Genomic DNA, 15,207 nt, shown 5'->3' on the forward strand with positions numbered 1-15,207 from the left:
TCACCGGGTTGTTAACAGCCCGTTGAGATAAATTTTTCTTAAATTCTACAAAGGAGTGGTAAACATGAAAAAGAAACTGATGGTTACAGCACTTGCATCTATGTTTTCAGTCGGAGCACTTGCCGCCTGCGGAGATATGGAAGGAAATGAGATCGAAAACGAGCCAATGGAGAATAACGGCATGGAAAACGACGGCATGGAAGATAACGACGCGGATATGTAAAACCTTTAGCCTCTCCTTTTGTGGAGGGGCTTTTTAGTTTGTTCGGAAAGGGCTGTCCGGTGATTTCCGCTGCGCGGGTAAAAACATAGCAGCGGGTCACCTCGATAGATGCGGGAGCTGGCTCCGGGCTTTGGGAAAGTGTTTAACTTTTGCCGCAAAAAGCATTAACCTCGCTCCCGAAATGAAGCTAGTAAAGCTTCAACTTTGGCTGCAAAAGCGTTAACCTCGGATGGGAAATGTTTACGAGCATCAACTTAAGACTGTTATAACGAAAAAAGCATCATTTGCAGCGGCAAAACGTTCAACTTCCGCCTGCAAAACGTTAACTTTATCAAAAACAGGAAGACGGGACTTCTACCATTGCTTCCTCAGCATACGATTATTCGTATACTTTCCCACGATTGGACGTGCATTTTTTCACAACATTGTCGCAGATCGTGGAACAGTTTGCAAAAAACACAGAATCTATTGAAGCAGGTCCTTCTGCACGGTATGATAACGTCAGTCCACGCAGGACATGCGGCGGATGAGCGTTATAATCAAGATCCAAACTCAGGAGGAATTAACAATGAAGAAAAAGTTAAGCCTATCTATTCTTACAAGCGTATTTGCAGTTGGGATGCTCGCAGCATGCGGCGGCAATGATGCAGACAACGGACTTGAAAACGATCCAGCTGAAAACAACACGACTCCGGTCGAGGATAACGCAGATGTAGAGGACGACATGGAAAACGATCCTGCAGAAGAAAACAACGCAATGAATGAAGAAGACAACATGGAGAACGACCCTGCAGAGGACAACATGGAGGAAGATGACGCCATGAACGAAGAAGATCCTGCAGAAGATAACATGGAAGAAAACGAAATGGAAGAAGACGCTGAGTAAACTCAGCTGTTTTTCTCCCCCTGCGTCTTAACCCCTTTTGACGCAGGGGGTTATTTGTGTTTAAAAACGACTGTGCCGTGGGCGTTTCTGCGGGCTCATACCCTCTTAACCATCATAATCAAACCTCAAAATCAGCAACAAACTTCCTGTTTTTAGGACCTCATAAATATTCTGAAAATGGGACGTTTGGAACTGTTAAGACCTGGTCTAAATCACCGATAATAGAAGAGGTTTTATCTTTTCATATATATTTTGATCGAGTTCTATGCCAATTTATGTCGCTCAACTGATGGAATTTTCGTAATAGCTGAAGGAGGATTGCCGAATGAAAGTGGAAATGAGCAGTGTCAGAACAGCCGTCGTCTCAACAGTCGCAGCTACCGGTGTTATGTTTGCCGCCCCAGCCGTCACAGAAGCAGCTTTTGGAGATCAGACGCTCCGTGTGGGGATGTCGAACAGTGATGTCAGCACGCTGCAGGAAAAGCTTAAAGAAAAGGGCCACTATACATACACCGTAGATGGCGTCTTTGGGCCTCTTACCAGACAAGCAGTCAGAGATTTTCAGCGCGCTAACAACTTGCAGGTAGACGGGATTGCCGGTCCGCAGACGTTCGGAGCACTAGGAACGTCAAGCTCTTCCAGCTCCAACAGCAGTTCTAACAGCTCCAGCAGCTCGTCAGGCTCATCCTCCCAGAAGAGCATTTCCAGTGCGTCAGCTGCGCAGATGAATGCGTCGCAGGTGCTGCGTCCGGGATCATCAGGCAGTGCGGTGGAGCAGTTGCAGATCAATCTCGGCAAAATTGGCTTTTATAAACAGTCGCAGACGACGGGAAGCTACGGTAACTCCACAAGAGACGCCGTCCGTGATTTTCAGCGCGCCCGCAATCTGTCCGTAGACGGTATTGCCGGACCACAGACGCTTGGCCAGCTGAATCGGGAAGTGAACGCCTCATCAGGCTCCTCTTCTTCAGGCAGTTCGTCATCCGGAAGCAGCTCGACGATTTTAAGATCCGGCTCATCCGGCGAACAGGTGCGCAGCCTGCAAAACCGGCTGAAGGAGCTGAACTACTTCAGCGGCAGCGTAAACGGAAGCTATAACTCGGCTACACAGCAGGCTGTTCGCGATTTTCAGCGTGCCGCAGGTATCGGAGTAGACGGTATTGCCGGCCCGCAGACGTTTGGTGCTCTTGAGAATGCTAGTCCAAGAAGCTCCGGTTCATCGGGTAACGCATCGTCCGGTTCTTCCAGCTCCGGAAGCTCGACAAGTACCGCAACGCTTCGCTCTGGCTCAACGGGTGAGTCAGTTCGTTCACTTCAGAGAACTCTGACCGACCTGAACTATTACAGCGGGCCAATTTCATCAACGTTCGGACCACAGACGCAGCAGGCGGTCCGCGATTTTCAGAGGGCTGCGGGAATCGGCGTGGACGGTGTGGCAGGACCGCAGACGTTCCGGGCGCTTGAAAATGCGAGTCCGAGAAGCTCGTCAGGAAGCAGCGGCGGCAGCAACGCCTCAAGCGGCTCGTCTTCTAATACAGTGCTTCAGCACGGCGCCCGTAACGATAACGTGCGTGAGCTTCAGGACCGCCTGAAAGCAGCCGGATTTTTCTCCGGTACATCGACCGGCTATTTCGGGGATGTCACAAAACGTGCCGTTACTCAGTTCCAGCAGCGCTGGGGACTGACGGCCGACGGCATTGTCACGACCTCCACGTGGAACAAGCTGGAGGAGGTTTCCTCGATCCACCAGGGGAACGCAACTCCAGGAAGCTCTGGCGGAGGCTTTAACGTCACTAACCTGATCGCAGACGCTTCGGCGCTGATCGGAGTGCCGTACCGCTGGGGCGGTACGACGACTGCCGGATTCGACTGCAGCGGCTTTATCCAGTACGTGTTTAAGCAGAACGGCAAAAACCTGCCTCGTACCGCTGCGCAGCAGCATGCAGCCGGTTCACACGTATCAAGCTCAAACCGCCGCGTCGGCGACATCGTCTTTTTTGAAACGTATACGTCCGGTCCGTCCCACAACGGGATCTACATCGGTAATGGCCAGTTTATTCACGCCGGAAGCTCCACAGGCGTTACGATCGCAAGCCTGAGCTCGAGCTACTGGAGCCAGCGATACCTCGGCACACGCCGCCACTAAAATTAAAAAAGAAGGCCTCTCAGCGCTATCAGCAGCTGAGGGGCCTTCTTCTACATAAACATATAAAAGGAAAAGGCAGCCATACACCTTGGGACGGAGGTGCAGGCTGCCTTATTCCTTCGCCAGAATAACTAAGTATTGCCGGCATTTTTTCTATCAAAAATGATAGGGGGGAGAGATGAAAGTGGTGGTTTCAACTCTTAGTAGAGGTGTTCCCCGGGACAGGGGTTATTAAACATAAAACGGAAACTTTTCGCGAATTAATTTTAAAACAGTTTTATCAAGCATGCTGCAAAGAATCTGCAGACAGGAGGTTTCGCTTTTATGAAGCAGGTGTAACGTTACGTTGCAACCAATTCGCAAGTGGCGAAGGACATGCCGAGTTGTAGATGGTATCTCTGACTGCAGTGCAATGTACAGCGTAGGATGATCCGTGTGGTGCGGAGAAAAAGCGTGCTTGTGCGACCGGCACATCGTATTTCTTCCTGTCATTTCCTGAATCCGCTATACTAAACAGAGATACTTTTTGAAGCAGGGAGGCAGCTATGTATGACTGATTATTCGATCCGAACCTTGACAGGAGAAGACATTGACCTTTACCGAAGCATGGATACCGGCATAGAAGATGATTATGTCGCCCGAATATTTTACCGGCTGACAGGCGGACGGAGTGAAATGTACGGCTTGTTTACAGATGACCGGCTGATCAGCACGGCCGGCTATACGGTCTTTGCAGGGCGCTACGCAATGCTGGGACGTTTACGGAGTGACAGGCGCTACCGGGGCCGATCGTTTGCGACAACGCTCATGAGCCACGTTAAAGAGGAAGCACTCGCCCAACCTCACATTCACTGGGTCGGCGGCAACACGGAAGAACAAAACACGCCAGCCAGAAAAGTGCTCGCCAATATCGGTCTGAATCAGCAGGCGACCTTGCAAATTGCAGCAGCCGATGATGTAAGCAGGCTTGCAAACGGCTATACACCATGGCAGCAGATCACGGATGGAGAGCGAAAGCGGAGCTGGCTTAGGGAAACGTTTCTGGAAGCGGGTGGTGTTTTTCCATACGAATGCTACTATCCGTTTCCCGCAACAGATGCGCTCTTCAGTCATGAGAACCTGAACACATGGCGCTTTTACGAAAACGATGCGGGAACCCGCTACATGCTGACGAAAATCGATACGAAAGACCGCTCGTATCTGCACGTCGTCTACCCATGGAACGACTATAACGATCAGCCGGGTCTGTGGGAGACGATTGCCTCTGCACACGTACAGAGCGAGCAGCAGCTGCAGGAGCCCCTTCAGGTGTGGCTCGACATCCAGGAAGCCGACGCTCTGCCGGCTGGCCATCCGTTTGAGCTGCGATCGAGGTGGACGCTGTATGGACATATGAAAAAATAAGACTACCTTGAAAATAGCTCGTTCAACCAACGTACATCAAGCTGTTTCACTCTCGGCGAAGGCTTACCCAAGGCTTGTTCTCGACTACTATTGGCGAAAGAGCGTGTCGCCAACATGGACTCTCGCACTGCGCTGATCCTTTGGGTGTCCTCGCCTTCGTTCCACAGCGTTCGTGATGTTCATCTTTCATGGTGCAGGTTGTCATTGCAGGAGTGGCTCTGTTACGATTCATTGTTGGTAGAAGGCCGCGTCACTGCAGCTCGGCAAGCTTGTCGTGGACGAGGTCCTCCGCTTCCTCGCTACGCTGCGGGACCTTCCCGGCTCACAGGTGTCCGCCGATTTCCGCTTCGCTCTTGCTTTGCAAAACAAAAGCCATCGATGGTTTTTTTCTCTGACTCCTATATCCCAAAAATGAAAAACGCTTTTCAAGACGCCTGTGGAAAACAAAAGCGTGAAGAACGTCCCGGACGAAAGAAGGGTTAGCTGAAGGATTTCTCCGTAGCAAGCAAAGAAAAATGAGCCACAGGCATACTTCTTTCATCTTAGCACCAGGCTTTAACAGAGCAAAAATAAAAAACAGCTCCCGCCGGAGTAAAATGTACCCTATAGAGTAGACACTTAAAAAAAGTCTACCTATAGGGTGCTTTTTTGTATAATAAATAACATTACTACTAGAGAAATACATGATGAGATGGGAGTACATAATGAGTAAAAAGGACTTTACTAAAAACGAGATTAAGCGATTATCATCAAATAAGTACGTTAGATCTGTTAGTTCAAAAAGCATCACTTATACAGATGAATTTAAACACATATTTATAGCGGAAAAAGAGAAAGGGAGGTTTGCCAGAGACATATTTGAAGGATGCGGATTTGACGTTGAAGTTTTGGGAACAGAAAGGGTTAAATCAGCGAGTAAAAGGTGGCAAAAAGCTTACAATCAAGACGGATTAATGGGACTACGTGACACGAGAGCTGAAAATTCAGGGCGTACAAAGGAAAAGGAGCTTTCCATGGAGGAAAAGAATGCTCGCTTAGAAGCTCAAATTAACTTACTAAAGGGGGAAAACGAACTTTTAAAAAAGATTCGGTTCGCGGAAAGGGGGATGAAGAAATAGTCCTTCCCCCTAGCCAGAAGTATATCCTCATTCGTACCGTGATTGAAAAGTATCAACTGAAACAGATGGTTACCTATCTTTGTGAATTAGCGGGTGTCTCAAGAAGCGGGTACTATCATTACTTTTCATTAAAGTCACAGGAACACAGGAAACAACGAGAGAAAGCCGATCAAAAAGTGAAGAAGATCATCCTAAAAGCTTTCCACTTTAAAGGTCGTAAGAAGGGGGCACGTCAAATTAAAATGACATTGGCGGGTCAATTTAGTGTTGTCTACAATTTGAAGCGGATCCGACGAATCATGAAGAAATACAACATTATTTGTCCTATTAGGAAGGCCAACCCTTATAGACGAATGATGAAAGCTACACATGAACATCGGACAATGCCAAACTTATTGAATCGGGAGTTTAGGCAAGGTGTTCCAGGAAAAGTCCTCTTAACAGATATCACCTATTTATTTTACGGTAAAAATCAAAAGGCTTACTTATCAACCATAATAGATGGTACCTCTGGACAAGCTTTGGCTTATCATGTGTTAGACCGCCTAACGATGGACTTAGCTACAGACACACTTTTAAAGTTAAAGAAGAATAGAACCTTCAAGAAAGCAAAGGATGCTTTTATTCACTCGGATCAAGGCGTTCATTACACCCATCCTGCCTTTCAAAAGTTAGTGAAGAAGATGGGGTATCATCAGTCAATGTCAAGAAGAGGAAACTGTTGGGATAACGCCCCTCAGGAATCTTTCTTTGGCCACCTTAAGGATGAAGCCTCTATTAAAGAATGTTCAACTCTAGATGAAGTAAAAAAAGAAATGAAACGATATATGACCTACTACAATCACTATAGATACCAGTGGAATAGAAATAAGATGACCCCTGTTCAGTACAGAGATCATCTTATGAAGGCTGCCTAGGCTTTTTTTAAATGTCCTTTACAAAGGGTACACTTTAGATTGAGGCTGGGAGCTCTTTTTATGAAAGCTTAACGGAAATACTGAATGAACCCGTCTCGAATTGCCTCTGCTGCACGCTGGCGATATGCGTCAGAGCGCAGCTTTTCCGCATCAGGGGCGTAATCCTTAAAGCCGATTTCAAGCAGTGCGCTTGGAATCTGTGTCTCGCGAATCACGTGGTAATTTCCGTGATCGACTCGGCGGTAATGGGTCCCCATCTTCGCAACCGTATTGTCCTGCATCACGTGAGCGAGACGCTCGCTGTTTGATGCCTGGAAGCGGCTGTGCCAGAACGTTTCCGTTCCTCTGGCCGAACCATTGAATACGTTCGTGTGAACACTCAGAAATGCATCTGCGCCGGAGCGGTTCGCGATAAACGCCCGCTGGCTTAGAGACAGGAAGATATCGGTGCGGCGAATCATAATCACTTCAGCACCTGCTGCACGAAGCAGTTCTTCCGCACGGAGACTGATATCGAGTACGACATCCTTTTCCCGCATGCCGCCGCCAATACCGCCCGGGTCCTGAGCGCCGTGGCCGGCATCAATAATGACCGTTCGGCCGGCAAGCGGTCCGGAGCTTGCTGGTGTTTTCGTAGCCAGCTGAACATACCCGGCAGAGACATAACCGGTTTTATTGCCATCATAGCGGATCTGGTGCCAGCTGTTGGCAGACCCGGAGCTGTGTGTCGACAAAATTTCAACTCGCGTGTTCGAGCCTAGGTTGTCTAAAATACCGTGTGACGTTCCAGGACCGGAGCGAACGTTTAAAGAAGAACCGTTCGTATAGGCAACCTGGTGTGAGCCGTTGAAATCTCCGCCAGGATCCGGAGCAGTGCTTGTGTCGATAAAGCTGCCGGATACGAAAGCAGTGCCGCCGTTGAAGCTGATCTGGTACCAGCCGTTTTGTTCACCGACGATCGTAACGACCGTTCCATTCGCCAGGGAACCGACAACGCCGTGATTTGTACCAGGGCCGCTGCGGACGTTCAGGGAAGTTGCGGTTACAACTCCTGTCATTGAAACATCTTCAAGCATCGTGGAGATCGTTTCAAGCGTCGGATCATCGCCGATCCCGTTCACAACGAGACCATTGGATGACTGAAAATCGCGAACGACTCCTGCCGTTACGGATCCATAAGACCCAGACGGATTAGAAGGGAAGTTGCCATATCCGAGCTTCGTCAAATTAAGCTTCAGCTCTCTGATATGATCCCCGCTTTTGCCGTTTGAGTAAGCAGAATTCAAAATGCTGGATACGCTGTCGAGCGTGTTCTGGTTAGGGATACCTGTCACGCTGAGGCCGTAATACTGCTGGAAGTCCTCTACAACACCCATAGTCACCGGACCGAACCGGTCAGAAGGGGAAGAAGGGAATGTTCCAAATCCGAGTTTAGTCAGATCAAGCTTCAGTTCACGGATATGCTCACCGGAAGCTCCATCGTAAAACGCTGTGCTCAACGCTTCCTGAATCGCGTTCAGCGTAGCCTGATCCGGAATCCCCGTTACAGAAAGTCCGTAAGCTCGCTGAAAATCTTCGACGACACCCATTGTTACCGGACCGAAGCGGTCAGAAGGTGAGGATGGGAATGTGCCGAATCCGAGGTTTGTCAGGTCAAACTTTAGTTCGCGAATGTGTTCCCCGGATGCGCCATCATAAAATGCAGTCTGTAATGCCTGCTCAATCGCATTCAAGGTTGCCTGATCCGGAATACCTGTTACAGAAAGGCCGTAAGCCCGCTGAAAGTCTTCCACAACGCCCATCGTTACCGGACCGAAGCGGTCAGAAGGAGAAGAAGGGAAGCTTCCGAATCCAAGCTTTGTTAAATCAAGCTTCAGTTCACGAATGTATTCGCCGGAAGCGCCGTCGTAAAAGCTGCCTTGCAGCTCAGCGCTCATCAGGTTCAACATCTCATCAGTAGGAAGTCCAGTCACTGGTAAACCGTAAGCCCGCTGGAAATCTTCGACGACGCCCATCGTTACCGGACCGAAGCGGTCAGAAGGTGACGATGGGAATGTACCAAATCCTAATGCTGTAAGCTCTACTTTCATGCCGCGAATATATTCCCCGGCAGCACCATCATAAAATTCACCGATTGACGTGACAGTGTAATCCAGACCGCCGACCCCGTCATTCAGTTCTGCTTCCATCATACGAAGCATTTCATCAGTCGGAAGACCGGTTACTGGAAGGCCGAAAGCCTGCTGGAAATCTTCGACGACACCCATCGTTACCGGACCAAAACGGTCTGATGGAAAGGTTGGGAACGTTCCAAAGCCTAAAGCAGTTAAGTCCAGCTTCATGCTGCGAATATATTCACCCGAAGCCCCGTCGTAGAATTCGCCGATTGATGTGGATGTCTGATCAAGAGCTCCGTAGCTGCCATTTAATTCAGCTTCAATGATGCTGAGCATCTCGTCAGTCGGAAGGCCAGTGACTTCTAGTCCGTAGGCCTGCTGGAAATCCTCTGTAACGCCCATTGTTACCGGACCGAATCGGTCAGAAGGAGAAGAAGGAAAGCTGCCAAATCCGAGAGCAGTTAAATCCAGCTTCATGCTGCGAATATATTCACCCGAAGCACCATCATAGAATTCGCCGATGCTCGTAGAAGTTGAATCATTCTCCATCGAGAACATTGAGAATGCGGAAAACGTTTCTTCTTCCACTTCTTCAAGGCCGTCTTCTTCGTTGGAGTCTTCCAGCCCGTCTTCGGAAGTAACGTCCTCTTCGGAGCTTTCGTCTTCTTCAAGGCCGTCTTCTTCGTTGGAGTCTTCCAGCCCGTCTTCGGAAGTAACGTCCTCTTCGGAGCTTTCGTCTTCCTCAAGGCCGTCTTCTCCGTTTGAGTCTTCCAATCCATCTTCAGAAGTGACGTCCTCTTCGGAGCTTTCGTCTTCCTCAAGGCCGTCTTCTCCGTTGGAGTCTTCTAATCCGTCTTCAGAAGCAGGGTCCTCTTCAGAGCTTTCGTCTTCCTCAAGGCCGTCTTCTTCGTTGGAGTCTTCTAATCCGTCTTCAGAAGCAGGGTCCTCTTCAGAGCTTTCGTCTTCTTCAAGGCCATCTTCTTCGTTGGAGTCTTCCAGCCCGTCTTCAGAAGATGCGTCCTCTTCGGAGCTTTCGTCTTCCTCAAGGCCGTCTTCTTCGTTGGAGTCTTCCAATCGATCTTCAGAAGCAGCGTCCTCTTCGGAGCTTTCGTCTTCCTCAAGGCCGTCTTCTTCGTTGGACTCTTCTTCCTCTTCTACTGCGGCTGCCCACACCGCTTCTGCTGTCGTTTCATTGCCGGCAGGATCAAGAAGGCGGAATGTGACGGTCGTATCTTCGTCTGTTTCCGGGAGTTCTGCTGAGAAGCTGCCGTCTTCTGCTATGTCGACGGTGAGTGCGTCAAAAGCGTCTGCCTCAGCTGTGAGCTCAAGGTGTCCGGCGTGAAGCCCGTAAGCTTCCAGCTCAGAAAACGCGGTGCCTGTGCCTGTCTCTTCTTCATTAAGTAACAGCTCCGGCTGTTCACTGAAGTGAATGAATGAGCCGTAACGAACGTCCTCGTCTTCCATGGAGCCGATGTAGTACCGGCCGTCTTCAAGTTCGAGCTCGACCGTTTCTTCTTCTTCAGTCAGGTCAAATGACCAGCTGAACCCTTCTTCGTCTTCGGTTACCGCCATCTCGCCTACAAGCCCGTTCTCGTCAAACAATCCCAGTGCAGCTTCATCCGGAGTCTCTTCAAATGAAATATGTAGCTCTTCTTCAAGCTGCTGGTTGAACAGGGCCGGGGTGACGTCTGCTTCTGCTGTTTCCTGGTCCGGAAACAAATCGTTCATCACTTCTTCGGCCGAGCCGGCAGATGCAGGCAGGGCGGAAGTCATAAACAGCAGGGAAGCAAGTCCGGTGATGCCGGCTTTTTTTGCCAGATGTTTCTTCAATCGATCCGCTCCTTTCGTTCGTTTATCAAAGTGCTGTGAATGTCTTGTGTGTCTAGGCTGGATTCATTGTTGCGCGCAGGCAGAAATACGGGATATATTTCAGCTACGATAGTAAGTTTATTACATTCGACAAATTAATACATGCGACTTTTCTTGCGATTCTCCATTGTAATGAACTTGTAACATAAGCACGTATCATTTCGGTTACATTCTCCTGCTAAAGGCAGGAAAATTCCTTTTCCTATGATATAATATGACGTTGGAAAGTTTGCAGCGAACAGAGCTGTACTTTAAACGTGGGAGTTTTCTATGAGACATACAGTTAAGGTGCTGCATATGACGACGCTGCACCATCCATTAGATCCGCGAATTTACTATAAACAGTGTGCCTCTTTAAAACGGGCAGGCTATGACGTAACCCTTCTTGCCCCGGTACCGACTAATACCGAGGAGGGAGATGTGCCGTTTGAGCCGCTCCCGAAATACACGAACCGCTGGAAAGGCCTGCTTTTCGGAACGATTCGTGCCTATTTCCGCGCAAAGAAACAGAAGGCGGACGTCTACCATATTCACGATCCGGAGCTTCTGCCTGTCGGCTGGCTGCTGAAAAACAAACGAAATCACGTCATTTACGACATTCACGAAGATTATGAAACCGGCATCGTACAGCGACAGTACTTCACCCGCCCGGTCCGCAAATTCATTGCATCGGTCTATAAAAAGGTCGAAGCGGTTTGCACGCGGCGGATGGAGCTTATTCTTGCCGAGAAATACTACTTGGAAAAATACCCGCAAGGTCTTTGCGTATTAAATTATCCGATTTTACAGGAGAAGCTGACGGACATTGACCGCTCGTTTCAGCAGGCAGACGGGCTCCTCTATACGGGGAACGTAACGAAGGACCGGGGAGCGATGCAGCATGCAGCACTACCCGCACTGGATAAGTCGCTCCAAGTTCATCTTTACGGCTACTGTCCGGAAAGCCTCGCAGCTGAGATGAAGCAGCGCGCAGGAGCACACGAGGCGCGTCTTCATCTGCACGGGGCCGGAAGCTACGTGCCGAAAGCAGAGATTGATGCGGCTTACGCCCAAAGCGGATGGCTCGCAGGCATCGCGCTTTTCCCGCCAAGTGACCATTACATGAAAAAAGAGCTGACGAAGTTTTTCGAATACATGGCCGCCGGACTGCCTGTTATTTGTTCGGATTACCCGAAATGGCAGGCGTTCATGGATACATATCAGTGCGGCATTTGCGTGAACCCGGACAGCAGGGAAGAGATCCGCGATGCAGTGGATTATCTGCGTGAACACCCGGAGGAAGCAAAAGCGATGGGGGAACGCGGCAGGGAAGCCGTCCAGAGGCACCTGCACTGGGGTCATGAGGAAAAGAAACTGACGGCTTTATATGATAGACTTAACGGAATTGAAGCAGGTGAATCCAGTGACAATTAACCAACCACTCGTCTCCGTCATCACCCCGGCATATAACGCAGCGGGCGTGATCGGTGAAACGATTGAATCTGTACAGAAACAGACGTATACGAACTGGGAAATGCTGATTGTGGACGACTGTTCAACGGATGAAACGAGAGAAATCATCCGCAGCTATTCCGCTGAAGACAGCCGCATCCGTCTGATCGAGCTCCCTGTAAACAGCGGAGCAGCCGTCGCGAGAAATACCGCGCTTGAGCAGGCCGCCGGCACCTATGCCGCTTTCTTAGACAGCGACGACCAGTGGCTGCCGCATAAAACAGAGCGGCAGCTCGCCTGGATGCAGAAGTACGGTGCAGCTTTCACTTTTTCACAGTATTACGTCATTGCAAGCGACGGCACGGACCTGGGGCTTGGCGATCTGATCCCGGCCCGCGTCGGCTACAGCGATCTGTTAAAGCAGAACATGATCGGCTGCCTGACGGTGATGGTCGATCTGGAGCAGACCGGCCCGCTTAAAATGGTGGATATCCGCACCCGGCAGGACTACGTGCTCTGGCTGGAGCTCTGCCGCAGAGGCTTTACCGCCTATGGCATCAGTGAGCCGCTTGCCGTCTACCGCAGACAGGAAGCATCGATTTCGAGCGATAAGAAAAAGATGGCGAAGCAGAACTGGAAAGTTTACCGGAACATAGAAAAATTAAATCTGCTCGCAAGCAGCTACTATTTTATGCACTATGCGTGTAACAAATGGAAAAAATACCGACGTGCGTCAACGTCAGGAAACGGCGGTGTCAAGTAACGTGATGCGACAATACATGGATGAAATCATGAAACGAAAGGATCTGATCGTTTATCTGATCAAATCCGGCCTGAAAGCAGAGCACCGGAACAGCTATCTCGGCTACTTCTGGTGGCTGCTCGACCCGCTTCTCGGCGTGGTCGTTTACTACTTCCTGATCAGCTTTATTCTCGGACGAGGTGGCGAAAACTTCGCTGTCTTCCTCGTCATCGGACTCGTATCGTGGCGCTGGACGAATACCGTTATAAACAGCTCGGCGCGATCGATTTTGCGCTACTCCTCGATCATTAACCAGGTGTACTTGCCAAAGTCGATATTTCCGATTACCAAAACGTTTTCACAGATGGTTAACTTTTCGTTCGGACTCGTCATCGTGGCGATCTTTCTCGTCGTCTTTGGCGTCATGCCAGGCTGGCAGGCGATTTATCTGCCAATTATTATTATCGTACAGCTCGTATTTCTGCTTGCGATCGGTCTGTTTCTCGCGTACATATCCGTTTTTATCCGGGATATTGAAAACCTGCTCACGCACGTAACGCGAATTTTATTCTACTCGTCCCCGATTATCTGGGAGGGCGGGCGTCTTCCGGACGAGTATCAGTGGGTGGTCGATATTAATCCAATCGCCCACATCGTCAACTCGTACCGGGACGTGCTCATGTACCAGCAGTCGCCGAACTTTTTTGCACTGTCGATAATCCTCGGCGTGTCCGCGCTGCTCGTCTATGCATTCCTGTATTACTACAGCCGCAACGAGTACAAAATCATTAAAGCACTTTAAGTGAGGGTGTGACAGTATGAGTGACAACCAGGCGCCGGAAAACCGCGAAGTCGTGATCGAAGCGAACGATCTCGGCGTGAAGTTTCATTCCGGCAACCGCACCGACGACTATAAATCCTTTGCCCTCCGTTTTTTAAAGCGGGAAAAAGATCCCGATGCCGGTGAAGAATTCTGGCCGCTTCGGAATGTAAGCTTCAAAGGCTATAAAGGCGAAATACTCGGCATCATCGGGTCAAACGGCTCCGGAAAAACGACCATATGCAAAATGCTCTCCGGCATTCTGGAAAAAGATGAAGGAGAGCTGACGGTGAACGGACGCGTTTCTGCTCTGTTTTCCATGGGAATGGGCTTTGATAAAGAGCTTACCGGCAGGGAAAATGCGTATTTAAACGGGATGATGCTCGGCATCTCCAAACACCGCATCAACGAATTCATCGATGATATTCATGAATTTTCAGGCCTCGGCAAGTTTCTCGACCGCCCTACTAAAACATACTCCAGCGGAATGAAGGCACGCCTCGGATTCAGCGTCGCCGCTCACCTGGAGCCGGAAATATTAATTCTCGATGAAGCGCTCAACACCGGTGATGCAGCTTTCGGACAGCGGGCGGCAGAAAAGATGAAAGAGCTCGTCGAAAAAGCGAAGATGGTCATTTTGGTAACGCACAGCTTGAAATATGCGCGCCGGAACTGTGACCGGCTCATTTGGCTCGATAAAGGCGTCATCCGCGCAGACGGGGATCCGAAGCGCGTCACGAACCTGTACAAGGAATCGGTACCGGAGCGGAAGCCGCGTGCGCAAAAAAGGCTCGACATCGAAAAAACGCAGACGACGATCAAAGACCAGACGATTGTGCGGGCTGACAATATCGGTGTACGTTATGACGTCAATAAAGAGGAATTCTGGGCCTTAAAAGAGAATTCATTCACGATCAAAGAAGGCGAAGTTGTCGGCATTATCGGTCATAACGGAGCGGGCAAAAGCACGCTTTGCAAGCTGATGACGAATATTCTCACACCTGATGAAGGAAAGCTGGAGCTGCACGGCGAAACAACATCGCTGCTCGGTTACGGCACCGGCTTTAACACGCAGCTGACTGGCCGGGATAACATTTATTTAAACGGGATGCTGCTCGGTATTCCGAAGAAGAAGATCGATGAAGACTACGATCAGATCGTCGACTTTTCCGGCATCCGCCGGGCGATTGACAAGCCGGTCAAGAACTACTCAAGCGGGATGCAGGCGAGGCTCGGCTTCAGCATAGCGGCTACACTCAAGCCGGATATTTTCATCCTTGATGAAGCGCTCTCAACCGGTGACATTGCCTTCAAGCAGAAAGCGAGCGAAAAAATCCAGGAAATGATCGAGATGGCGAAGTGCGTCATTATCGTTTCGCACAGTATGGGCTTCGTGGAGAAGATCTGCACGCGTGCGATCTGGATGGACCAGGGCAAGATTTTGTACGACGGTGATCCGAAAGAGGCTATCGCCCGCTACAAGGAAAAGTACAACGTGCAAAAGAAGACGAGACTGAAACCGCGGAGCTCCTGA

The 15,207-nt window shown here is 49.8% G+C and carries 10 protein-coding genes; 9 read left to right on the top strand and 1 reads right to left on the bottom strand.

The annotated features are described in order from the left end of the window. Nucleotides 1-64 precede the first annotated feature (64 nt). From HCN83_RS07445 to HCN83_RS07465, 5 genes are all read left to right on the top strand, one after another. Nucleotides 65-223, top strand: a complete 159-nt coding sequence (locus tag HCN83_RS07445) for a hypothetical protein (protein ID WP_168005937.1) — start codon at nucleotides 65-67, stop codon at nucleotides 221-223. Between the two features lie 568 nt (nucleotides 224-791). Then, nucleotides 792-1,109, top strand: a complete 318-nt coding sequence (locus HCN83_RS07450; protein ID WP_168005938.1) for a hypothetical protein — start codon at nucleotides 792-794, stop codon at nucleotides 1,107-1,109. 325 nt (nucleotides 1,110-1,434) lie between these two features. Continuing rightward, nucleotides 1,435-3,255, top strand: coding sequence for a peptidoglycan-binding protein (locus HCN83_RS07455; protein ID WP_168005939.1), 1,821 nt, complete (start codon nucleotides 1,435-1,437; stop codon nucleotides 3,253-3,255). A gap of 549 nt (nucleotides 3,256-3,804) precedes the next feature. After that, complete coding sequence (locus tag HCN83_RS07460) at nucleotides 3,805-4,659, top strand: GNAT family N-acetyltransferase (protein WP_168005940.1); 855 nt, start codon at nucleotides 3,805-3,807, stop codon at nucleotides 4,657-4,659. A gap of 704 nt (nucleotides 4,660-5,363) precedes the next feature. Beyond that, a protein-coding gene (locus HCN83_RS07465) for an IS3 family transposase (RefSeq protein ID WP_425483603.1) occupies nucleotides 5,364-6,694 on the top strand; the annotation gives its coding sequence in 2 pieces (ribosomal slippage) (nucleotides 5,364-5,745 and nucleotides 5,745-6,694; 1,332 coding nt in all). Between the two features lie 68 nt (nucleotides 6,695-6,762). Here HCN83_RS07465 and HCN83_RS07470 read toward each other — a convergent pair. Next, nucleotides 6,763-10,641 (bottom strand): peptidoglycan-binding protein, encoded by a 3,879-nt coding sequence (locus HCN83_RS07470; protein WP_168005941.1) that lies wholly within the window; start codon nucleotides 10,639-10,641, stop codon nucleotides 6,763-6,765. Between the two features lie 309 nt (nucleotides 10,642-10,950). Between HCN83_RS07470 and HCN83_RS07475 the strand changes: the two genes are divergently transcribed. The 4 genes from HCN83_RS07475 to HCN83_RS07490 are packed head-to-tail and all read left to right on the top strand — an operon-like array spanning nucleotide 10,951 to nucleotide 15,207. Then, a complete protein-coding gene (locus HCN83_RS07475) occupies nucleotides 10,951-12,093 on the top strand; it encodes a glycosyltransferase family protein (protein ID WP_168005942.1) in 1,143 nt (380 codons plus the stop codon). Then, entirely contained in the window at nucleotides 12,083-12,874 is a 792-nt protein-coding gene (locus HCN83_RS07480; RefSeq protein WP_343033671.1) for a glycosyltransferase family 2 protein, read from the top strand. Before HCN83_RS07475 ends, HCN83_RS07480 begins: the two co-directional genes overlap by 11 nt. A 4-nt stretch (nucleotides 12,875-12,878) precedes the next feature. Further along, nucleotides 12,879-13,655, top strand: coding sequence for an ABC transporter permease (locus HCN83_RS07485; protein WP_168006026.1), 777 nt, complete (start codon nucleotides 12,879-12,881; stop codon nucleotides 13,653-13,655). A 16-nt stretch (nucleotides 13,656-13,671) separates the two neighbouring features. Beyond that, nucleotides 13,672-15,207 carry an ABC transporter ATP-binding protein gene (locus HCN83_RS07490; RefSeq protein ID WP_168005944.1) on the top strand — a complete coding sequence of 512 codons (1,536 nt, stop codon included), beginning with the start codon at nucleotides 13,672-13,674 and terminating at the stop codon, nucleotides 15,205-15,207.

Origin of the sequence: Alkalicoccus luteus (assembly GCF_012034335.1) — a bacterium.
In the GTDB taxonomy this organism is placed as follows: domain Bacteria; phylum Bacillota; class Bacilli; order Bacillales; family Salisediminibacteriaceae; genus Alkalicoccus; species Alkalicoccus luteus_A.